At 71.8% G+C, this 20,879-nt stretch carries 19 protein-coding genes; 12 read left to right on the plus strand and 7 right to left on the minus strand.

Going from position 1 to position 20,879, the window contains the following annotated elements; all coding sequences use genetic code 11:
* Positions 1-94 precede the first annotated feature (94 nt).
* The 5 genes from HCC30_RS23975 to HCC30_RS23995 form a co-directional block, all read right to left on the minus strand.
* Positions 95-988, minus strand: a complete 894-nt coding sequence (locus tag HCC30_RS23975) for a 3-keto-5-aminohexanoate cleavage protein (RefSeq protein WP_169444839.1) — start codon at positions 986-988, stop codon at positions 95-97.
* A 385-nt stretch (positions 989-1,373) separates the two neighbouring features.
* On the minus strand, positions 1,374-2,270 hold the full coding sequence (locus HCC30_RS23980) for a TetR/AcrR family transcriptional regulator (protein ID WP_169444840.1): 897 nt from the start codon (positions 2,268-2,270) through the stop codon (positions 1,374-1,376).
* A gap of 364 nt (positions 2,271-2,634) precedes the next feature.
* The gene (locus tag HCC30_RS23985; RefSeq protein WP_169444841.1) at positions 2,635-3,369 is read right to left on the minus strand and encodes an amino acid racemase; all 735 of its coding nucleotides are present in this window, start codon (positions 3,367-3,369) and stop codon (positions 2,635-2,637) included.
* Between the two features lie 237 nt (positions 3,370-3,606).
* Complete coding sequence (locus HCC30_RS23990) at positions 3,607-5,031, minus strand: MFS transporter (RefSeq protein ID WP_169444842.1); 1,425 nt, start codon at positions 5,029-5,031, stop codon at positions 3,607-3,609.
* Between the two features lie 266 nt (positions 5,032-5,297).
* On the minus strand, positions 5,298-6,083 hold the full coding sequence (locus HCC30_RS23995) for a DeoR/GlpR family DNA-binding transcription regulator (RefSeq protein ID WP_169444843.1): 786 nt from the start codon (positions 6,081-6,083) through the stop codon (positions 5,298-5,300).
* A gap of 141 nt (positions 6,084-6,224) precedes the next feature.
* Here HCC30_RS23995 and HCC30_RS24000 point away from each other — a divergent pair, with 141 nt between their 5' ends.
* The 6 genes from HCC30_RS24000 (at position 6,225) to HCC30_RS24025 (ending at position 12,042) form a co-directional block, all read left to right on the plus strand.
* Entirely contained in the window at positions 6,225-6,896 is a 672-nt protein-coding gene (locus tag HCC30_RS24000) for an HAD family phosphatase (RefSeq protein ID WP_169444844.1), read from the plus strand.
* Positions 6,893-7,945: a 2-hydroxyacid dehydrogenase gene (locus tag HCC30_RS24005; protein WP_169444845.1), complete on the plus strand. Its 1,053-nt coding sequence runs from the start codon at positions 6,893-6,895 to the stop codon at positions 7,943-7,945. Before HCC30_RS24000 ends, HCC30_RS24005 begins: the two co-directional genes overlap by 4 nt.
* Positions 7,942-9,405: an FGGY-family carbohydrate kinase gene (locus HCC30_RS24010; protein ID WP_169444846.1), complete on the plus strand. Its 1,464-nt coding sequence runs from the start codon at positions 7,942-7,944 to the stop codon at positions 9,403-9,405. The genes HCC30_RS24005 and HCC30_RS24010 overlap by 4 nt, the downstream gene beginning before the upstream one ends.
* On the plus strand, positions 9,402-11,177 hold the full coding sequence (locus HCC30_RS24015) for a dihydroxyacetone kinase family protein (RefSeq protein ID WP_169444847.1): 1,776 nt from the start codon (positions 9,402-9,404) through the stop codon (positions 11,175-11,177). The genes HCC30_RS24010 and HCC30_RS24015 overlap by 4 nt, the downstream gene beginning before the upstream one ends.
* A 9-nt stretch (positions 11,178-11,186) precedes the next feature.
* Positions 11,187-11,672, plus strand: coding sequence for a ribose-5-phosphate isomerase (locus HCC30_RS24020; RefSeq protein WP_169444848.1), 486 nt, complete (start codon positions 11,187-11,189; stop codon positions 11,670-11,672).
* Positions 11,673-11,847: 175 nt separating this feature from the next.
* Entirely contained in the window at positions 11,848-12,042 is a 195-nt protein-coding gene (locus tag HCC30_RS24025) for a hypothetical protein (protein ID WP_169444849.1), read from the plus strand.
* A gap of 63 nt (positions 12,043-12,105) precedes the next feature.
* Here HCC30_RS24025 and HCC30_RS24030 read toward each other — a convergent pair whose 3' ends face one another.
* Positions 12,106-12,309 carry a cold-shock protein gene (locus tag HCC30_RS24030; RefSeq protein ID WP_169444850.1) on the minus strand — a complete coding sequence of 68 codons (204 nt, stop codon included), beginning with the start codon at positions 12,307-12,309 and terminating at the stop codon, positions 12,106-12,108.
* 226 nt (positions 12,310-12,535) lie between these two features.
* On the opposite strand from HCC30_RS24030, the gene HCC30_RS24035 reads away from it, so the two are divergent.
* From HCC30_RS24035 to HCC30_RS24060, 6 genes are all read left to right on the plus strand, one after another.
* On the plus strand, positions 12,536-13,399 hold the full coding sequence (locus HCC30_RS24035) for a menaquinone biosynthesis protein (protein WP_169444851.1): 864 nt from the start codon (positions 12,536-12,538) through the stop codon (positions 13,397-13,399).
* Between the two features lie 102 nt (positions 13,400-13,501).
* A complete protein-coding gene (locus tag HCC30_RS24040; protein WP_169444852.1) occupies positions 13,502-15,355 on the plus strand; it encodes a serine/threonine-protein kinase in 1,854 nt (617 codons plus the stop codon).
* Between the two features lie 156 nt (positions 15,356-15,511).
* A complete protein-coding gene (mqnC, locus tag HCC30_RS24045) occupies positions 15,512-16,708 on the plus strand; it encodes a cyclic dehypoxanthinyl futalosine synthase (protein WP_169444853.1) in 1,197 nt (398 codons plus the stop codon).
* A gap of 22 nt (positions 16,709-16,730) precedes the next feature.
* Positions 16,731-17,285: a hypothetical protein gene (locus tag HCC30_RS24050; RefSeq protein ID WP_169444854.1), complete on the plus strand. Its 555-nt coding sequence runs from the start codon at positions 16,731-16,733 to the stop codon at positions 17,283-17,285.
* 66 nt (positions 17,286-17,351) lie between these two features.
* Positions 17,352-18,044 carry a demethylmenaquinone methyltransferase gene (locus HCC30_RS24055; protein ID WP_169444855.1) on the plus strand — a complete coding sequence of 231 codons (693 nt, stop codon included), beginning with the start codon at positions 17,352-17,354 and terminating at the stop codon, positions 18,042-18,044.
* Between the two features lie 137 nt (positions 18,045-18,181).
* The gene (locus tag HCC30_RS24060) at positions 18,182-19,486 is read left to right on the plus strand and encodes a geranylgeranyl reductase family protein (RefSeq protein WP_169444856.1); all 1,305 of its coding nucleotides are present in this window, start codon (positions 18,182-18,184) and stop codon (positions 19,484-19,486) included.
* Between the two features lie 141 nt (positions 19,487-19,627).
* Here HCC30_RS24060 and HCC30_RS24065 read toward each other — a convergent pair whose 3' ends face one another.
* Positions 19,628-20,452, minus strand: a complete 825-nt coding sequence (locus HCC30_RS24065; RefSeq protein ID WP_169444857.1) for a C40 family peptidase — start codon at positions 20,450-20,452, stop codon at positions 19,628-19,630.
* Positions 20,453-20,879 lie beyond the last annotated feature (427 nt).

Consider the following 20,879-nt stretch of genomic DNA (forward strand, 5'->3'; position numbering starts at 1 on the left):
CGGTGCGTGCCCCGGAGACGGCCGGGGCGCCCGGGGGCGGGGCGGCCCCGGCCTCCTCACGTACGGGGAAGGGTGCGGGAGTTGCCCGCGGGGCTTACTTGCGGGGCTTGAGGCCGAGGCGCTCGCGGGCCTCGGCCGGCGTCGCGACCTTCGCGCCGAGCAGCTCGGTGATCTGCACCGCGCGCTCCGTCAGCTGGCCGTTCGTCGCCTTGACGCCCTTGCTGAGGTACAGGTTGTCCTCCAGGCCGACGCGGACGTTGCCGCCGAGCAGGATGGACTGCGCCACCCACGGCATCTGCATCCGGCCCAGCGCGAAGCTGGCCCACTGGGCGCCCTCGGGCAGGAAGTTGACCATCGACTGCAGCACCTCGGGCTCCGGCGGGGCGCCCCACGGGATGCCCATGCACAGCTGGAACACCGACGGGTCGTCCAGCAGGCCCTCGGCGTGCAGCTGCTTGGCGAACCACAGCTGGCCGGTGTCGAAGATCTCCAACTCGGGCCGCACGCCCAGCTCCTGGATGCGCTTGGCGCCCTTGCGGAGCATCTCCGGCGTGGAGATGTAGAGGTTGTCGCCGAAGTTCAGCGAGCCGCAGTCCAGCGTGCAGATGTCGGGGAGCAGCTCCTCGACGTGCGGCAGCCGGTCCAGGCCGCCCACCAGGTCGGTGCCGGGCTGCGCGCCCTTCTCCAGCGGCTGGTCGGCGTCGAGCACGAGGTCGCCGCCCATGCCGGCGGTCAGGTTGATGACGACGTCGGTGCCGGTCTCCTTCACCCGCTCCACGACCTCGCGGTACAGCTTCGGGTCGCGGGAGGGCGCGCCGGTCTCGGGGTCGCGGACGTGGATGTGCACGACCGCGGCGCCCGCCTCGGCGGCCTCGACCGCGGAGGCGGCGATCTGCTCCGGGGTGACCGGGACGTGCGGGCTGCGGCTGACGGTGTCACCGGCGCCGGTCAGGGCGCAGGTGATGATGACCGAGTCGTTCATGGGCATGGCAATACCTCCGTGACGGGTGTGCGGGGTGTGCGGACATCTGGCTGTACGGGCCGGCCGCCCCGGGCAAGGGGGTGCCAGGGCAAGGGCGTTCGGCGGGGTGACGCGTGCGTGGTGCGGCCCGGCGACGACGGCCGGCTCACGTCACAAAAGGCGTGAATCGGGCCTGCCGGGGGCGCGTGCGATATGCGGAGTGTGATGGAGCGGCGCGGCGTGACGCGTGGGGATGCGGTGCTGCGGAGCGGTACGGAGCGGGGCTCGGTACGCGGGGCGTCGAGGCGTGACGTGGTGCGGCGTGACGTGTCGAGGTGCGGGTGGTGAGTGCGGTCTCGGGCCGGGGGTCTCGGGGTACGGCGGGTGCCGTGGCGGGCGCGCGGGCGCGCCGTTACGTGGACAGCTCCGTGTCGACGTAGGCGGTCAGTGCGGTGTGCATGTCCTCGCAACTCGTGCCGCCACCGCCCGCCGGGGCGGCCGCGAGCACCTGAGCGGCGAGACCGTCGATCAACGCGGTCAGGCGCAGCGCGGTGAACTCCGGGTCGACGCCACGGAAGACGCCCTGGGCGACGCCCCGCCGGATCACGTCGGCGACGGTCGTACGCCACTGCCCGTAGTAGTGCGCGTGCACCTGGCCCAGCGCCGTCGAGCGGACCGCTTCCGCCCACAGGTCCAGCCACACCATCCACTGCTGGCGCTGCTGTTCCGTACGGGGCATCTGCAGCTCGATCAACTGGCGCAGTTCATCGGCGGCGTTGGCCACCTCGGCGGTCCGCTCGTCGCGGCGCGCCGTGTCCTCGTCCATGCAGAACCGCACTGCTGCTTCGAGCAGTTCGGCACGGCCGGGGAAGTGGTAGTGGATGGCAGCGGTGCTCGTCCTGCACGCCTCGGCGATGTCCGCGACGCGCACGGCGTGGAACCCGTTCTCCGCGATGAGACGAACGGTCTCCCGCACGATCTGCAGCGGGCGGCCGCCGTCGGGGGCGGCGGCCGCCGCAGCACGTGCAGCACTCGACGGTTCCGGCACGGGGGCGGGCTCGGGGGCCGTCCCCGCGCCGGAACCGAGCAGCCAGGCGGCGTCCACGTCGCCCGCATCGGCGATGCGGGCGAGCTCGGCGACAGTGAAGCGGCGGCTGCCGCTCAGCGAACGGGAGAGCTTCGACGGATCCATGACGATCTGCCGGGCGAACTCCCGCTGGCTGCAACCGGCTTCGCCGATCACCTGCCGTACGCGCTCCGCCACGTCCCCGCCGTTGTCGGCGACGCGGCTCCCGGGCTGTTGCTGCATGGTCAGTGACTCTAGAGCAGTGTTGAGATAAGCGCAATCCTCTTTCGGGAGTTGTCGTGGAGCAGAACCCTGCAATCACGGTCTTTTCGGGTGAAGAGTGGTGAGGATTGAGGTCCTGACTGATGAGAAAGTCAGCAGCTCAACGGGTTTCGGGTGGCCCGGCACCGACCTTCCCTGCGCCGGTCTCCCCAACGGGGGACGGAGATTCCGGGCGGGGCTGAGGTCGGTGCCGGGCCGGTCTAGGGGCGGGGCCGGCGCGGCGTGGTGATGGTTTCGGGCTGGTCAGGGGCCGGGGCATGGCCGGGGTCGGTCGGGTCCGGGCTGCGCCGGGCCGCTTCCGTGGGGCGGCTTCCGGTGCGGCCGGTCAGTGGGGTGTGCCGCCTCGCCAGGTCGGGAGGGGGCGCCGGCCCACGCAGACCTCGAAGGCCGCCCGCGCGAGCAGCCGGGTCGAGTCGAGCGTCGGCAGTGGTGAGACCTCGGGTGTGATCAGCAGCGGGATCTCGGTGCAGACGAGCGCCACCGCGTCGCACCCGTCCGCCGCGAGCCTTCCGATGATCCGGACGTACTCCTCCCTGGACGCGTCGGTGAACACGCCGTTCACCAGCTCTTCGAAGATGATCCGGTCGACGGCCTCGCGGTCGACGGCGCCCGGAACCGCCGCCTCCAGGCCCTGCGCGGCCAGCGCCTCCGGGTAGACGTGGCCGTCCATGGTGAAGCGGGTACCCAGTACGCCCACCCGCTTCCGCCCGTCCGCCGCCGCCCGCTCGGCGACCACCTGCGCGATGTGCAGCCCCGGCAGCGGCAGTTCGTCCCCGGGCAGCTCGAAGGCGAGATGGGCGGTGTTGTCCGGGCAGACGAAGAAGTCCGCCCCCGCCCGCTCCGTACGGCGCACGCTCTCCGTCAGGATCTCCCGCACCGACGCCGTCCCCTCCGGGGTGCCCGCCTCCCAGCCCGGCATGGAACGGGCCAGCGGGATGCAGTCGAGCGTGACGTCCGGATGGTCGTGCGGGCCCAGCGCCCGGAAGCCCTGCTGCGCGAACTCCCGGAAGCACAACGCCGCCCCCTCCACGCTGTGCGCCACGATCCCCAGATGTGTCATGCCGTTCCCCTTCCCGTGCCCCTCGGGTGCGGCCTCCACCGCCCCACTCACCGGCGATCTTCCACCCGCCGCCCACGGCTCCGGAACCACGAGCGCCGGTGCTCCCGGACGGGACGGCGCCACCGGCCGACCGGACCCGACGGGCCCGTAACGCTGTGAGCACCGTCGCGGGCGGGGGCCGGGGCTCTGTGCCCCTGCCCCCACCCGTCGGCCGCTGCGGCGTGGGACGGCCCCTTGTTACGGGGCCGGCGCCGCGGCGGAGGCGGGCTCGGTCGACGCCGGGGGAGTGGCGCTGTCGGTCGAGCTCGCGTCCGGGGTCGAAGTGCCCTGCTCCTCCGGCCGCTTGAGGAAGAGCGTGAGCACGAGGGCCAGCAGGTAGAGGGCCATGAAGATCAGCGTCACGCCGGCCGCGCCCACCAGGGGGAAGAAGAGGCTCGCGACAGCCGGGCCGACGAAGGTCGCTCCGCCCGCGCCGAGGTTGAGCAGCGCCATCGAGCCGCCCTTGTTCTCCGGCGCGAGCGAGGGTATGAGCGCCGAGATGGGGACGAAGCCCGCGAGCGTCGCGCCGTAGAGCATGCCCGCGATGACGGCGACCCAGTAGTAGTCCGGGCCGAGCCAGGTGGGCACGAAGTACAGGACGGAGACGCTGATGGCACAGCCCAGCGCGCCGAAGGTGGCGATGGTCGTACGCCAGCCGATCTTGTCCGAGAGGGCGCCGAAGATGAGGTTGAAGAAGATGTTCGTGCCGTAGATGATCGCGAGCAGCTGGAGCCACTTGTCGGTGCCGAAGCCGACGTCGTCGGAGAAGATCCGCGGCAGGTAGACCAGCATGCCGAACTGCGGCGCGGTGTTGATGATGCGCACCAGGCAGCCCACCAGGACCCGCGGATGCGTCTTGATGATCGAGACGCTGTTGAGCAGGGACTGGCCGGTGGTGACCTCGGGCGGCGCCAGCCGGTCACCGCCGGCCCGCTTGCGCGCCCCGAGCAGGGCGAAGGCGCCGCCCGCGAGGATGAGCAGCAGCGCGGACCAGAGGGTGCCGAGCTCGCCGATGGCCGGGATCGTCAGGCTCGACCAGAGGGAGCCGAGCGTGGGAAGCCCGCCGGTGAAGGCGAAGTAGAACCAGCCGACTGCCGTGCCCATACGGGCCGTTGGCGCGGTGTCCGTGATCCAGACGAGGAAGCCGAAGGCGAAGAGCGGGTAGCCGAAGCCGCGGATGCCGTACAGCACGAGCATCATCGGGTAGTTCTCGGTGCCCAGCGCGAAGACGAGGTAGAGGACGTCGAACACGGCCCAGATGACGAGCCCCACCCACATCACCCGGCGCGGGCCCCAGACCTGGGAGAGCGCCCCGGAGAACCAGGAGGCCAGCATCACGGCGATGCCGTAGACCGTGATCACGTACCCGGCGCGGACGTCCGTACCGGCGCCGTGGTCCGCCATGTACGGCGCGATGAAGCCGCTCTCCACGCCGTCGCCGATCATGAACAGCAGGACACCGATGTACCCGAGCAGGAGGGTCTTCGGCAGGCCGATGCGGTCGAGGAGACGGCTGCCCGCCCCCTGGCCCCCGGCACCGGAGCCCGCGCTCCGCTCCCGGCCCTGTCCCGGCCCCTGCTCTTCCCCCGCACGTGCGGGGGAATCCGCAGCGTTTCCCGCCATCGCGGCCTCCACTCCGAGGTGAACGCTTGATACACCGCAGAGCTTCACCCCTCCTGCGATAAATATCAAGGGGGATGTGAAGGATAACTTCCGAGGGTGTTAACCCTCCCGTATCCGGAGCCGTGACCTCCGCCGCGCTCGTGCCTGCGTACGGCGCCGGGGGCGGGTTCAAAGAGGGGTCGGAGGGGCGGAAAATGCCGCAAGTCCGGGGCGGCGGCCGGGTGGTGAGCGGGGGCGCGTGGGCGGGTCCCGGGCGCCGGGCGCGGTCAGTCCGCGTCGATCGTCCGTACGTCGGTCAGCTTGCCCATGGCGGTCAGCAATTCCTCGTCGGCCGGGCCCGTCAGCAGGACGTGGTCGAAGGAGTCCACCGGTTCGAGCCGGTGCAGTGCGCTGCGGCCGACCTTGCTGTGGTCCATCAGCAGCATGCTCTTCGCCCCGGCCTTCCGCATCGCGCGCTTGACCGTGATGATCTCCTGCTCCTGGTGGTAGGTCATGCCCGCCGTCATCGCGGAGGTGGAGAGCACCGACAGGTCGACCGAGAAGCTGCTGATCATCTCCAGCGCCGGCAGGCCGAGCCAGGAGTCGTGGGTGCGGGAGTACTCGCCGCCGATGCAGATGAGGCGGATGTCCTCGACGCTCCGCAACTCCTCCAGGATCAGGCGGTAGTTGGTGACCACCGTCAGCGGGCCGACCTCGGGCAGCATCCGGGCCAGCGAGAGCGCGGTGGTCGAGTCGTCCAGCATCAGGGACATGCCCGGCGAGATGAAGGCGAGCGCGGCCCTCGCGAGGGCCTGCTTGTCCTGGGTCGCGGCGTGCAGCCGGAAGTCGGAGCTGGACTCGAAGACCGTGGATGGCTGGGCCGAGACGCCGCCGTGGTACTTGCGGAGGATGCCCTGCCCCGACAGCTCGGCGATGTCCCGGTGAACGGTCATGACACTCACGCCGGTCAGGGCGACCAGCTCCGTCATCGTGGCGTCCCCGTGCTCCAGGACGTGGTCGATGATCATCTGCTGTCGCTTCTGGCGCGTGGCGCGTGCGGGCTGGGGGGTCATGCGCACCATCCTGCCTCCTGTGCATCCCTGCCGGCATCACCGGGAATCCCGTCCAGATCCCAAGTATCTACCAAAAGGGTGGTGACAGGTAACAGCCGTGGTGTTAATTTACCGGTACCGCGACGTTAAGGAGTGTCGGCCGTGGCCGAAGCAGTGGTGTTTGACATGGACGGCGTGCTCGTCGAGAGCGAGCACCTCTGGGAAGAGCTGTGGACCGCCTTCGCCGCGGAGCGGGGCGCCGCCTGGGGCCCCGAGCAGACGAAGAGCTGCCAGGGCATGAGCGCCCCCGAGTGGGCGGCGTTCCTCACCGAGTTCGCCGGCGGCGGCGACAGCGCCGAGGACACCGAACGCGCCGTGGTGGACGGGATGATCGCGAAGCTGGAGGGCGGCGACATCGAACTGCTCCCCGGCGCCCGGGAGATGGTCACCGAGGCGGCCTCGCTCGGCCCGATCGCCCTCGCCTCCTCCGCGCCCCGCCGCGTGATCGACGGCGTGCTCGTGCACCACGAGGTGGACCACCACTTCAAGGCCACCGTCTCCAGCGCCGAGGTGCCCCGCGGCAAGCCCAGCCCCGACGTCTACCTCGCCGCGGCGGAGAAGCTCGGCGTCCCCGCGGCCAAGTGCCTCGCCGTGGAGGACTCCAGCAACGGCCTGCGTGCCGCGGCCGCCGCCGGCATGACCGTCGTGGCCATCCCCAACCCGCAGTATCCGCCGGCCGAGGACGCCCTGGCCGGGGCCTCCTTCTCCGCCTCGGAGCACGCCTCCGTGACCGCCTATCTGACCGAGCGCCTCAAGGAAGGAGACCGGGCATGACCAAGGTTCTCGTGGCGGGTGACGATTTCGTCGCCCCCGAGCTCTTCGCGGACGCCCTGATCGGCGCCGCCCCGGGCCACACCCTCGACTTCCGTACGCTGCGCACCGGTTGGCCCGTCGAGCCCTTCGGGCCGGTCGGCGGGGTGAAGGAGGCCAGCGGCACCGAGGAGCAGGTGATCGAGGCCCTCGGGGACGCGGAGATCGCGCTCACGCAGATGGCCCCGTTCACCGCCGAGGTGATCAAGCAGGCGCCGAACCTCCGGATGATCGGCTGCTGCCGCGGAGGCCCCGTCAACATCGACCTGGCCGCCGCCACCGCGGCCGGTATCCCCGTGACCTACGCCCCCGGGCGGAACGCCGCCGCTGCCGCCGAGTTCGCCGTCGGACTGATGCTCGCGGCCATGCGCCGCATCCCGGCCTCCGACGCCGACCTGAAGAAGAACATCTGGCGCGGCGATTTCTACGCGTACGAGAACGCCGGCCTCGAACTCGACGGCGCCACCGTGGGCCTCGTCGGATACGGCGCGATCGGCTCCATCGTCGCCCGCGTCCTCAAGGCCTTCGGTGCGCACGTCCTCGTCGCCGACCCCTACACCGACAAGGACAAGGCCCTCAGCGACGGCGTCGAACTCGTCGTGCTGGAGGAGCTGTTGCGCCGCAGCTCCGTCGTCAGCCTGCACGCCCGCGTCACCCCCGAGACGCGGCACATGCTCAACGCCGACAACCTCCGGCTGCTCCCGCAGGGCGCCGTCCTCGTCAACTCCGCGCGCGGCGACCTGCTGGACTACGCACCGCTGCCCGGGCTCCTCGAGTCCGGCCACCTCGGTGCCCTCGCCCTGGACGTCTACGACATCGAGCCGCCGCCCGCCGACTGGCCGCTGCACTCCGCGCCGAACGTCATCACCACCCCGCATCTGGCCGGAGCCACCCGCCAGACGGCCGACCGCGCCGCCGCCATCGCCGCCGGCGAGGCCGCCCGTTTCCTGCGCGGCGAGGAACTGCGCTTCGTCGCCAACCCCGAGGCACTCCCGGGAGGACAGCGGTCATGATCGTCGGGGTGGATGTCGGTACCTCGGTCACCAAGGTCCAGCTGATCGGGCGCGACGGCCGCACCACGCCGGCGCACGAAGCCCGCAGCACCGTCTACACCCTGCCCGGACAGCGCGTCGAGCAGGATCTGGAGGAGGTCCTCGGCACCGTCGTCACCGTCGTACGGGCCGCCGTCGCCGACGCGTCGGAACTCGCCCCGGACGAACCGGTCGAGGCCCTCGCCATCACGGGGCAGGGTGACGGCCTCTGGCTGCGGGATTCCGCGGGCCGGAGCGTCGGCCGCGCCCTGTCCTGGATGGACGGCCGCGCCGCCGGTGTCCTGGAGCGCTGGACGGCGGACGGCACCGCCGCCCGCGTCCACCGGCGCACCGGCGTCGGCCTTTTCCCCGGCTCGGCCGCCCCGCTGCTCGCCCATCTCGCCGAGCACGAGCCGGAGTTGCTCGGCCGCGCCGCCGTCGCCGGGTACTGCGTGGACGCCATAGTCCAGCGTTTCACCGGCGAGATCACCGTCAGCGCGTCCGACGCCTCCATGCCCTTCCTCGACGTGGCGAGCCTGACGTACGACGACGAGGCCCTCGCCCTGTGCGGCCTCGCCCCGTACCGACGGCTGCTCGCCCCTCCGGCCCGGCCCGGCACCCTCCTGCCCCTGCTGCCCGAGGTCGCCGCCGAGCTCGGGCTGCCCGCCGGACTGCCCGTCTCCATGGGCCCGTTCGACATCCCGGCCTGCGGATTCGGCTCCGGACTCGCCGAGCCGGGCGACGGCAACCTCATCATCGGCACCACCCTCGCCAGCCAGGTACTGACCGACGATCCCTCGCCCGCGTTCAGCGAGGAACCCGCCGGGATGCTCCTGGCCACCCCGTACCCGGACCGCTACCTCCGCGTCATGCCCGCCATGATCGGCACCGCCGGACTGGACTGGCTGATCAAGCTCCTCGGCGTGAAGATCGAGGAACTCGACGCACTGCTCGCCCAGTCCCCGTACGGCGCGAACGGCGTCACCGCACTGCCCTTCCTCTCCGCCAGCGGGGAGCGCGCCCCCTTCGTGGACGCCCGCGCCAGGGGCCGGCTCGACGGCCTCACCCCGAGCACGGGCCGGGCCGACCTCGTCCGCGCCCTGTGCGAGTCCGTCGCCTACTCGGCACGGCACTGCATGGAGACCCTCGGCATCGACGGAGCGGTCACCGCCTGTGGCGGAGGCGCACGTTCCGGGGAATGGGCGCGGATCTTCGCCGGGGTCCTCGGCCGCGATCTGTACGTCTCCGACGAAGCCGTCGGCATCCGGGGCGCCGCCCAGGCGGCCTGGGACGCCCTCGGCAGCCCCGTCGACGCCGAGGAGTGGCGGGCCAGGCGCCGCCTCGTCACGGCGGACCGCGCGGCCGTCGCCCACTACGCCGACGGATACGCCGCCTACCAGCGCACCCTCACCACGGCCCGCGAGAGCTGGAGCACCACATGACCAGGCTGTTCAACGACCCGGCGCGTTTCGCGGACGACATGGTCGCCGGTTTCGCCGCCGCCCACCCCGAACACGTCACGGCAGTGCACGGCGGCGTCGTCCGCGCCGACCGCCCGCGCGACGGCAAGGTCGCGGTGCTCACCGGCGGCGGTTCGGGCCACTACCCCGCCTTCTGCGGCGTCGTCGGCCCCGGCTTCGCGGACGGCTCCGTCATCGGCAACGTCTTCACCTCCCCGTCCGCGGCCCAGGCGCACGCGGTCGCCACCGCGGCCGAGACCGGCGGCGGCGTCCTCTTCCTCTTCGGCAACTACGCCGGGGACGTCATGAACTTCGGCCTCGCGGCACAGCAGTTGACCGCCGAGGGCGTACCGGCACGCTGCTTCGCCATCACCGACGACATCGCCAGCGCCCCGGCTGAGGACGCCGTCAGGCGGCGCGGCATAGCCGGCGACTTCGTGGTCTTCAAGGCCGCCTCGGCCGCCGCCGAGGAGGGGGCCACGCTGGAGGAGGTGGTGCGCGTCGCCGAGCACGCCAACGCCCGCACCCGCACCCTCGGCGTCGCTTTCGCCGGATGTACGCTCCCCGGCCAGAGCGAGCCCCTGTTCACCGTCCCTGAGGGCAAGCTCGGTCTCGGCCTGGGCATACACGGCGAACCCGGCGTCAGCGAGAGCGAGTTGACCACCGCGGAGGAGCTGGCCCACACCCTCGTCGACGGTCTCCTCGCCGAACGCCCCGCCGCCGGCGGAGAGCGGGTGGCCGTCATCCTCAACGGCCTGGGCTCCACCAAGTACGAAGAGCTGTACGTCCTGTGGGCCAGCGTCTCCCGGCTGCTCGCCGAGGCGGGGCTGGAGCCGGTACGCCCCGAGGTCGGCGAACTCGTCACCAGCCTCGACATGGCGGGCTGTTCCCTCACCCTGACCTGGCTCGACGACGCACTCGAACGGTACTGGCTGGCCCCCACCGACACCCCCGCCTTCCGCCGCGGCGACCCGGCCCGCACCCCGCGCCAGGGCACCGCCCCGCAGCCGCGCGCCGGCGTCCCCGCCACGTCAACGGCCCGTGACGGCAAGCCCGTTCGCCCGGCCGTCCCCCTCGCACAGGGGCAAGCAGCCGGCACCGCGGCCCTGGCCGTCCGCGCGCTCCACGCCGCGCACACCGTCCTGCACGACCAGGAGGAGGCCCTCGGACGGCTGGACGCCGTCGCGGGCGACGGTGATCACGGCCGGGGCATGTGCAAGGGCATCGACGCCGCGGTCGCCGCCGCCGAGCAGGCCCACGCCGAACGGGCCGCGCCCGCAGCGGTGTTGGCCGCAGCGGGTGACGCCTGGGCGGCCGAGGCCGGCGGCACCTCCGGCGCCCTGTGGGGCGCGGGCCTCCGCGCGGTCGGCGCGGGGCTTCCCGACGACCGCGCGCCCGGGACCGAGGAGTTGGCCCTCGCCGCCGAGTCCGCGCTGGCCGCCGTCACCGGCCTCGGCAAGGCCGAGCCGGGCGACAAGACGCTGGTCGACGCCCTCGCCCCGTTCGTGACGGCCTTCGCGGAGGCGCTCCGCGACGGCACCACCGTCACCGAGGCGTTCACCGGCGCGGCCGAGACGGCCCGTACGGCGGCCGAGGAGACGGCGGGGCTCCGCCCGCGCCTGGGCCGGGCCCGCCCGCTCGCCGAGCGCAGCATCGGCACCCCCGATCCGGGCGCGGTCTCCCTCGCCGCCGTCCTCACCACCGTCGCTGCCGAGGCCCGGCAGCCCGCCCGTACCGTTCCGCAGCAGAGCTGAGGTAGCCCAATGACCAGCGAGAACGCCTCCGGCCCCCGCCCGTTCCGGATCGTCGTCGGCTGTGACGACGCGGGCCTCGAGTACAAGGAGGCCCTCAAGCAGGACCTCAAGAGCGATGCCCGGGTCGTGGAGGTCACCGACGTCGGCGTCGGCAGCGACGAGCACACCGCCTATCCGCATGTGGCCGTCGAGGCGGCCCGCCGGGTTGCCGAGGGCGAGGCGGACCGCGCCCTCCTCATCTGCGGCACGGGCCTGGGGGTGGCCATCAGCGCCAACAAGGTCCCGGGCATACGCGCGGTCACGGCGCACGACAGCTACTCCGTGCGCCGTTCCGTCCTGAGCAACAACGCCCAGGTGCTGTGCTTCGGCCAGCGTGTGATCGGCCTGGAGCTGGCCCGGACCCTCGTCGACGAGTGGCTCGACCAGCGCTTCGACGAGCGCTCCGCCTCGGCCGAGAAGGTCGCCGCGATCAGCGGCTACGAACGCTCCTGCTGACCTGCGGTTTGAGACTTCGCCCGGCCGCACCCGCCCGATTCGGGGCCGCAGGCCGGGCAAAGTCTCGGCCAGCAGTTCAATGAGACTCTCGAAGCCGTGCCGCGCGGACAGGGAAGCGTGGCCCGCGAGCCGTTTCCCGGTCTCGCGGTGCGAGCGGAACGGCAGGGAGGCGAGGGTGAAGTTCGTTCTCGAGGTCGAGATGGGTGCCACGGGCTTCGACGGCGATGCGGCCCAGGAGTTGGGCCGCATCCTGCGGTACTGGGGCGGCAACCTGCACCACTACGAACTGAAGCCGGGGGACGGGTCGGCCGTGTACGACTCGCAGTACCGCGAGGTCGGCCGGTGGAGCGTCGCCGCGCCGGCGGAGTAGCCCCGTACAAGGCAGGAGCCCCCGCCGGTGACCGGCGGGGGCTCCTTGGGTGGTGCTCTCAGCTCACTGTGCGGTGACGTTCTCCGCCTGCGGGCCCTTGGGGCCCTGGGTGACGTCGAACGTCACGATCTGGTTCTCCTCCAGGGAGCGGAAACCAGTCGCGTTGATCGCGGAGTAGTGGACGAAGACATCGGGACCGCCGCCGTCCTGGGCAATGAAACCAAAGCCCTTCTCGGCGTTGAACCACTTGACGGTTCCGGTAGCCATAAGCCCTCCTTGGGCCTATAAGGGTCGCCCTGCTCCCAGAACCCCGCTAAGAAGTCTCTGAAAACGGCAAGAGCCCGCGGTCACATGCTCCGCAGGCTCTGTACTGCAAGGGAAACCAAACTGCAACTTGCGGCGAGCGTAGCACGGTGCACTTGGGAGGGGGAAGAGCCAAGATCCCCGAGACCCCTGCACCGGCAGCTCCGTGCCCAGGCGTACCCTCCGAAGGGTGACTGCGCAACCGAGTTCTCGCCCCCGAGTCGGGCACATCCAGTTCCTGAACTGTCTGCCGCTCTACTGGGGCCTCGTCCACACCGGCACCCTGCTCGATCTGGAGCTGACCCGGGACACTCCTGAAAAGCTGAGTGAACAGCTGGTGAACGGCCATCTCGATATCGGGCCCGTCACACTTGTTGAATTCCTCAAGAATGCTGACGACCTCGTCGCACTGCCGGATATCGCGGTCGGATGCGACGGCCAGGTGATGTCCTGCGAGATCGTCTCCCGGGTCCCGCTCGACCAGCTGGACGGAGAGAAGGTCGCCCTCGGGTCCACCTCCCGTACCTCGGTCCGGCTGGCGCGGCTGCTGCTGGCGGAGAGGTTCGGCGTCCAGCCCGAGTACTACACGTGCGCGCCCGACCTCGCGGCCATGATGAGCGAGGCCCAGGCGGCCGTGGTGATCGGCGACCTCGGTCTGCGCGCGTACCTCCGTGATCTTCCCGATGACGAGCTGTACGTCTACGACCTCGGTGAGCTGTGGAAGGAGTGGACGGGGCTCCCCTTCGTCTTCGCGATCTGGGCCGTACGCCGCGACTACCTGGCGCGGGAGCCCGAGATGGTGCGCGACGTGCACCGGGCGTTCCTCGCCTCGCGCGACCTGTCGCTGGAAGAGGTCGGGAAGGTGGCCGAACACGCGTCCCGCTGGGAGGTCTTCGAGCCGCCGGTCCTGGAGCGGTACTTCACCACCCTCGACTTCCGGTTCTCGGAGCGGCAGCTGGAGGGCGTCACGGAGTTCACCCGTCGCACCGGCGGCCAGGACTACCCGGAGCAGGTCGACGTGCGGCTGCTGCCCCCGGTGCCCGCGCACGACTGACGCCCGCCCTCCCCTTCCGCCGGTGGCGAGGAAGGGGGCTGGCCCGTGGGCGAGTTCGGCATAGGGTGGTGCACCGCGCAGACCAGAGGTGGGGGATCACTCATGCAGCCGCTCGCGCCCGACGACCCGCAGGTGATCGGGGAGTACCGACTGCTGCGCCGTCTCGGCTCGGGCGGTATGGGGCTGGTGTATCTGGCCCGTTCGGCGAGCGGCCGGACGGTCGCGGTCAAGGTCGTGCATCCGCACTTCGCCGTGGACGAGGAGTTCCGCAGGCGGTTCCGGCGTGAGGTCGCGGCGGCGCGACGCGTCGGCGGCGACTGGACGGCACCGGTGCTCGACGCCGACCCGGAAGCCTCCGTTCCGTGGGTGGTCACCGGCTATGTCGCGGGCCCCGATCTGACCCGGGCCGTCATCGAGCACGGGGCGCTGCCCAAGCACTCCGTCCGCGCGCTGGGCGCGGGCCTCGCCGAGGCGCTGGAACATGTGCACGGGCTCGGCCTCGTCCACCGGGACGTGAAGCCGTCCAACGTGCTGCTCACGGTGGACGGGCCCCGGCTGATCGACTTCGGGATCGCCCGCGCCACCGACGGCACCGCCTCCCTCACCGCGAGCGGCGCCTCCGTCGGCTCGCCCGGCTACATGCCGCCCGAGCAGGCGATGGGCAAGGACGTGGTGGCCGCCTCCGACGTCTTCTCCCTGGGTGCGGTGCTGGCCTTCGCCGCGAACGGCGGCGCCCCCTTCGTCGGCGACCACCCGGCCGCGCTGCTCTACAAGGTCATCTACGAGGAGCCCGAACTCGACGGGCTGGACGGCGAGATGAGGGAGCTCGTCGCGAGCTGCCTCGCCAAGGAGCCGGCGGACCGCCCCTCGCCCCGCGAGATCGCCGACCGCCTGGCCCCGCCGGAGGCCGGTGGCGCGGAGGGCGGCGCCGCCGGCCTGGTCAACGCGGGCTGGCTGCCGGGCCCCGTCGTCCAGCAGGTCAGCCGCAGCGCCGTCGCCCTGCTCAGCCTCGAACCGGAGACCACGGACGAGGCCGCCAGCTCCACGGCGGACCAGCACACCCCCACCGTCACGGACGGCGACAGCCGCGCGACGGCGGGCACGCCCGCAGGCGGAACGGGCCACGCGGCGGAAACCGGAACCGGCCCCGTCCCGCAGAGCGAACCGGCGTCCGGGCTCGTGGAGTTCACCGGCCACTCGGACACGCCGGAGCCGGCCGGTGGCGAGGCCCCGTCCGTGCCGTCCACACCCCCGCCCGGGAAGGACCCCGGCCTCGCCGACGCCCCCACGTCGGGCCCCGCCGGTGCCGCACCGGGCGACGCCCCCACCGGCAACCCCTTCCGCCCGGCCTTCCCGCCCGGAAACGGAACCGGAAGAGCCCCCAAGAAGAAGCGGGCCCGGAAGGTGAGTTGTGCCGTGGTCGTCGTCGTGGCGACGGCGCTGGTCGCCCTGGGGACCGTGGAACTGGTGAGCATCCTCAACAACGTGCAGCCGGTGCCGCCCGCCGCGGAACGGCCCGCCGACCGGGCGAGCCCCAGCGCCTCCCCGCGCCCCGGCGGTGGCGGCGCCGACACCGACGAGGTGCCCGAGGCGTTCCTCGGCGTCTGGGAAGGAGAGGTGCGCACCCGCAACGGCATGACGAACGGGATGCTCACCATCCGTATGAAGGGCGGCGAGAAGGGCGAGGACGTGCTCAAGCTGGCCGTCGACGTCTCCGCCGGCGGCCAGGAGGCCGTCTGCCACGGCGCGGCCAAGCTCGACAAGGCGGGGGAGAAGCAGCTGCGGCTGACGGACCGGCCCGTCGGCCCCTCGCCCACCGTCCTGGGGATCAAGGTCTGCACGGAGGACCCGTCCCCGATGACGCTGACCCTGCTGAAGGACGGACGGATGCGGTACGCCTCGGACAGCGAGACCGCGGGGCGCCCCACCGCGAACCTCACCCGCATCGACGACTGACGAGGTCACGCCGCCCGAAGCGGTCCGGACCGGCGACTGAGCCGTGCGGTGGGACACCGCCGGTGAGGGACCGGGCGACACGAACCGGCCCGGACCCCCTGGCGTACGCTGGATCGGTCGATGCACGCCCACTTGTCACTTCGGAGGGACGCCCCGGTGCCCGAGAACGCCGACCTGCAGTCCGTACTCGACCGTGCCGCCGAGGGCGGCCGGATCACCCCGGAAGAGGCGCTCGACCTGTACAGGTCGGCGCCCCTGCACGCGCTCGGCTCGGCGGCCGACGCGGTGCGGCGCAGGCGGTACGCGGGTACGGAGCACATCGCGACGTACATCATCGAGCGGAACATCAACTACACCAACGCCTGCGTGACGGCCTGCAAGTTCTGCGCCTTCTACGCCTCGCCCAAGAGCGACAAGGTGTGGACCCGCGACCTCGACGACATCCTGCGCCGCTGCGCCGAGACGGTCGAGCTGGGCGGCACGCAGATCATGTTCCAGGGCGGTCACCACCCGGACTACGGCGTGGAGTACTACGAGGAGCACTTCGCCGCGATCAAGAAGGCGTTCCCGCAGCTGGTGATCCACTCGCTCGGTGCCTCCGAGGTCGAGCACATGGCGCGCATCTCGGGCGTCACGCCCGAGGAGGCGATCCGCCGCATCCACGACGCGGGCCTCGACTCGTTCGCCGGCGCCGGTGCCGAGCTGCTGCCCGAGCGGCCGCGCAAGGCGATCGCCCCGCTGAAGGAGTCCGGCGAGCGCTGGCTGGAGATCATGGAGACGGCGCACGGGCTCGGCGTCGAGTCCACCGCGACGATGCTCATGGGCACCGGCGAGACCAACGCCGAGCGCATTGAGCACCTCCGCATGATCCGCGACGTGCAGGACCGGACGGGCGGCTTCCGCGCGTTCATCCCGTACACCTACCAGCCGGAGAACAACACGCTGAAGGGTCAGACGCAGGCGACCATCTTCGAGTACCTGCGGATGATCGCCATCGCGCGGATCTTCCTCGACAACGTCGCGCACATCCAGGGCTCCTGGCTGACCACCGGCAAGGAGATCGGCCAGCTGTCCCTGCACTACGGCGCCGACGACCTCGGCTCGGTGATGCTGGAGGAGAACGTCGTCTCCTCCGCCGGTGCCAAGCACCGCTCCGACCGCATGGAGCTGATCGACCTCATCCGCAAGGCCGGCCGCGTCCCCGCGCAGCGCGCCACCACCTACGAGCACCTCGTGGTGCACGAGGACCCGGCGATGGACCCGGTCGACGACAAGGTCGTCTCGCACTTCTCCTCGACGGCGATCGACGGAGGCTCCGCGCACCCCGAGCTCACGCTCATCGAAGCGAACTGAAGCCACCGGGCGAGGAGCCGCCATGCTGACGCTGCACAAGGGAACCGGCGTGAGGGTCTCCTCCAAGGAGGACTGCCCCCTCGACCCCGGGCACGCCCTGCTGGTGAACGGTGACCGGCTCGCCGAAGTCGGCCCGTACGACGAGCTGTACGAGCGCTACGGCGCCCGTGCCCGGGTGCGCGAGTGGGCCGGTGAGCTCACCCCGGGCCGGTACGAACCGGACGCCGGCGCCTGGCTGGAGGCCGCCTACCACCCGGACCCGCGGGAGGCGGCCGAACTCGGCGACGAGCCGCTGACCGGCGCCGCGCTGGCGGCGCTGGAGATGACGGACACCCGCTGGGGCGCGAGCGCGCGGCGCGGCCTGCAACGGCTGATGGCCTGCGGGACGACCGCGATGTCGGGCCACTTCAGCCGCGGCACCGTCCGGATCGCCGTCGAACGCTCCCGCATCCGGGTGCTGTCCGCGCCGCGCGAGCGGGCGCTGCTGCCGTCCGGCGCCGCGGACTTCGCGGTGCGCACCGAGGACGGCGGCTGCCTGGCCACGGTGCTCGGCGGCCGCATCGTGCACCGCAGGTAGTCCGCGCAGCGCGCCGGGCGGCACCCCGCGGGCCCGGCGCCCGGGGGCAGCGGTGACAATGGGCGGGTGACCCGCGCATCCCTGGACAAGCAGCCGCACGAAGTCGCCGCGATGTTCGACGACGTCGCCGCCCGCTACGACCTCACCAATGACGTGCTCTCCCTCGGGCAGGCGCGGCTGTGGCGCAAGGCCGTCGCGCAGGCGGTCGACGCGCGCCCCGGCGAACGCGTACTCGACCTCGCGGCCGGAACCGGCACCTCGTCCATGCCCTTCGCCGCCGCCGGCGCGTACACCGTGCCCTGCGACTTCAGCCTCGGCATGCTCACCGAGGGCAAGAAGCGGCAGCCCTGGATGCCGCTGACCGCGGGCGACGCGACGCGGCTGCCGTTCCGGGACGAGGTCTTCGACGCCGTCACCATCTCCTTCGGGCTGCGCAACGTGCAGGACACCGACGCCGCGCTGCGCGAGCTGCACCGCGTGACCAAGCCGGGCGGCCGGGTCGTCATCTGCGAGTTCAGCCAGCCCACTTGGGCCCCGTTCCGCACCGTCTACACCGAGTACCTGATGCGGGCGCTGCCGCCGGTCGCCAAGGCCGTCTCCAGCAGCCCCGACGCGTACGTCTACCTCGCCGAGTCCATCCGCGAGTGGCCCGACCAGCCCGCGCTGGCCCGGCTGTTGCAGCAGGCGGGCTGGTCGAAGGTGGCCTGGCGGAACCTCACCGGCGGCATCGTCGCGCTGCACCGCGGCATCCGCCGCTGACCGGGTCGCGCGTACGCCGTGCGCGCGGTGAACTCCGGTCCCGCGGTGCCGGATCGGCGCGGGTGACCCCGCTCCGTCCGCGCCCCGGTGCCTCTTAGACTGCAAACCTGTCCAGTGCCTAGCTTGCGGGAGCCCTCGTGACCGAGACCGTCGAGACCGCCGAGAACGTCAGCTCCGAGCGGACCGCCGATGTGATCGTCGTCGGGGCGGGCCCAGCGGGGGCCACCACCGCCTACCATCTCGCCCGCAGCGGCCTGGACGTGCTGCTGCTGGAGAAGACCGCGTTCCCGCGCGAGAAGGTGTGCGGCGACGGCCTCACGCCGCGCGCGACGAAGCAGCTCGTCGCCATGGGGATCGACATCTCCGAGGAGGCGGGCTGGCTCCGCAACAAGGGCCTGCGCATCATCGGCGGCGGCCAGCGGCTCCAGCTCGACTGGCCCGACCTCGCCAGCTACCCGGACTACGGACTCGTCCGCAAGCGCGACGACTTCGACGAGCAGCTCGCCCGCCAGGCCCAGAAGGCCGGCGCGCGGATGTACGAGCGGTGCAACGTCGGCGAGCCCGTGCTCGACGAGCGGACGGGCCGGATCATCGGCGTGCACGCCAAGCTCGGTGAGGAGAAGACCCCGGTCACCTTCCGCGCCCCGCTGGTCGTCGCCGCCGACGGCAACTCCACGCGGCTGTCGCTGAAGATGGGCCTGCACCGGCGCGAGGACCGCCCGATGGGCGTCGCGGTGCGCACCTACTTCACCAGCCCGCGACACGACGACGACTACCTGGAGTCGTGGCTGGAGCTGTGGGACCGGCGCGGCGCGCAGGACCGGCTGCTGCCCGGCTACGGCTGGATCTTCGGCATGGGCGACGGCACCAGCAACGTCGGCCTCGGCGTCCTGAACACCTCCGCCGCCTTCCAGGAGCTGGACTGGCGGGAGATCCTCAAGGCCTGGTGCGCCTCCATGCCCGAGGAGTGGGGCTACACGCCGGAGAACATGACGATGCCGATCCGCGGCGCCGCGCTGCCGATGGCGTTCAACCGTCAGCCGCACTACACGCGCGGGCTGCTGCTCGTCGGGGACGCGGGCGGGCTGGTCAACCCGTTCAACGGCGAGGGCATCGCGTACGCCATGGAGTCGGGCGCGATCGCGGCCGAGACCATCGTGCAGGCCCACGCGCGCTCCACGCCCTCGCAGCGTGAACTCGCCCTGCGGAGCTACCCGAAGGTCCTCAAGGACACCTACGGCGGCTACTACAACCTGGGCCGCGCCTTCGTGAAGCTCATCGGCAACCCGAAGGTCATGAAGCTCGCCACCGAGCGCGGCCTGTCCCACCCGCTGCTGATGCGGTTCACGCTGAAGATGCTGGCGAACCTCACCGACCCCACCGGCGGTGACGCGATGGACCGCATCATCAACGGCCTCACCAAGGTCGCCCCGAGGGCCTGAGCACCCTCCCGGCATCCCCGCAGCGCGCCGTCGCCGCTTCCCCACCGGGGAGGCGGCGACGGCGCGTTGTGCGTACGGGCGCGCCCGCGGACGACGAAGGCCCCGCCCTGGGTGGGGGCGGGGCCTTCGTACGCGGGGTTCTTACAGGACGCGGACCGCTCCGGTCGGCTGGTCGTAGCTGAGCGGGCGCTCGACCACGCCGGTGGAGGAGTTCTGGGCGCCGATGAACTTGCCGTCGCCGATGTAGACACCGACGTGGTAAGCGGAGCCGGCGCCGCCCCAGTAGAGGATGTCGCCGGGCTGCAGGGAGTCCAGGCCGACCTGGGTGCCGGTGGTGGACTGGTCCTGCGAGACGCGCGGCAGGTCGACGCCGACCTGCTTGAAGGCGGCCTGGGTCAGGCTGGAGCAGTCGTACGCGGACGGGCCGCTGGCGCCGAGCACGTAGGACTTGCCGATCTGCGCCTTCAGGAAGCTGATGACGCTGGAGACGCTGCCGCTGCCGGACGGGACCTCGACGGAGGAGCCGGAGCCGTCGCCGAGACCGAGGTCGGCGCGGTCGCTGCTGCGGTCGGCGCGGGCCTCCATGGCCTCGGCCTTCTCGCGGGCCTCCTCGGCCTTCTTCTTGGCCTCGGCGCGGGCCTTGGCCTCGGCCTTCTCCTTGGTCTCCTTCGCCTGGGCCTTGGCCTCGGCGATGGCCGCTTCCTGAGCGTCCTGGAGCTCGTACTGGAGGGCGGACTTCTCCAGCGAGTCCACCGCCTGCTGGGAGGAGGTGGCGATGTCGCTGGAGAGGGTCGGCATCTCGACCGTCTCGGCGGGGGCGTTCTTGTCCGCGGCGGACGCGGGCGCAGCCGCGGCGGTCAGGGCGATGGTGCCCATGACGCCGCCCGTCATACCCGCACGCAGCGCCTTGTTCATCTTGCTGGAGCGGGGCTTCCGGTGGCTGGGTATCTGAGCTCTCGGGGACATGGGTGCATGAGTAGCAGGAGCCGGACGTTCCGCTCAAGAAAGGTGCGATGCGCCACAGTCGACGCGTACACGGCCAGTTGGGGGTCAGTGGATCTTGTTCCGGGGGTGTGCGGGACAAGATCAATGCCCAACTACGCGCCTCTGACCACGTAGTTGTCCAGTATGACCGAATTGATCTTTTGGCTTACCACCCTGTGAGGCGGCGCGCAAAGGTGGCAGAGGCTGCCACGGAAGGCAGTGGCGCAGCTCACGGCATACTCCTCAACTCCCGTACCAAAGCGGACGTTGGGCGGCGAAGCCGCACCATCCGGCACGTACCGGTGGCCCGCTTCGGCCGTAGTGGGTGTTTGTGCCGGTTTGCGGTGAATCCCGGGGCGTCCGAATGTGACGGCCGTGTGCGCGTGGCCCGTGCAAGAGGTGACGCCCC

Source organism: Streptomyces sp. HNM0574 (genome assembly GCF_012726235.1).
Taxonomy (GTDB): domain Bacteria; phylum Actinomycetota; class Actinomycetes; order Streptomycetales; family Streptomycetaceae; genus Streptomyces.

Coding starts and splice junctions, on each gene's coding strand:
- HCC30_RS24040 (WP_169444852.1), top strand. CDS start 13,502: ATGCAGCCGCTCGCGCCCGACGACCCGCAGGTGATCGGGGAGTACCGA.
- HCC30_RS23975 (WP_169444839.1), bottom strand. CDS start 988: ATGCCCATGAACGACTCGGTCATCATCACCTGCGCCCTGACCGGCGCC.
- HCC30_RS23995 (WP_169444843.1), bottom strand. CDS start 6,083: ATGACCCCCCAGCCCGCACGCGCCACGCGCCAGAAGCGACAGCAGATG.
- HCC30_RS24015 (WP_169444847.1), top strand. CDS start 9,402: ATGACCAGGCTGTTCAACGACCCGGCGCGTTTCGCGGACGACATGGTC.
- HCC30_RS24020 (WP_169444848.1), top strand. CDS start 11,187: ATGACCAGCGAGAACGCCTCCGGCCCCCGCCCGTTCCGGATCGTCGTC.
- HCC30_RS24065 (WP_169444857.1), bottom strand. CDS start 20,452: ATGTCCCCGAGAGCTCAGATACCCAGCCACCGGAAGCCCCGCTCCAGC.
- HCC30_RS23980 (WP_169444840.1), bottom strand. CDS start 2,270: ATGCAGCAACAGCCCGGGAGCCGCGTCGCCGACAACGGCGGGGACGTG.
- HCC30_RS24050 (WP_169444854.1), top strand. CDS start 16,731: ATGCTGACGCTGCACAAGGGAACCGGCGTGAGGGTCTCCTCCAAGGAG.
- HCC30_RS23985 (WP_169444841.1), bottom strand. CDS start 3,369: ATGACACATCTGGGGATCGTGGCGCACAGCGTGGAGGGGGCGGCGTTG.
- HCC30_RS24005 (WP_169444845.1), top strand. CDS start 6,893: ATGACCAAGGTTCTCGTGGCGGGTGACGATTTCGTCGCCCCCGAGCTC.
- HCC30_RS23990 (WP_169444842.1), bottom strand. CDS start 5,031: ATGGCGGGAAACGCTGCGGATTCCCCCGCACGTGCGGGGGAAGAGCAG.
- HCC30_RS24010 (WP_169444846.1), top strand. CDS start 7,942: ATGATCGTCGGGGTGGATGTCGGTACCTCGGTCACCAAGGTCCAGCTG.
- HCC30_RS24030 (WP_169444850.1), bottom strand. CDS start 12,309: ATGGCTACCGGAACCGTCAAGTGGTTCAACGCCGAGAAGGGCTTTGGT.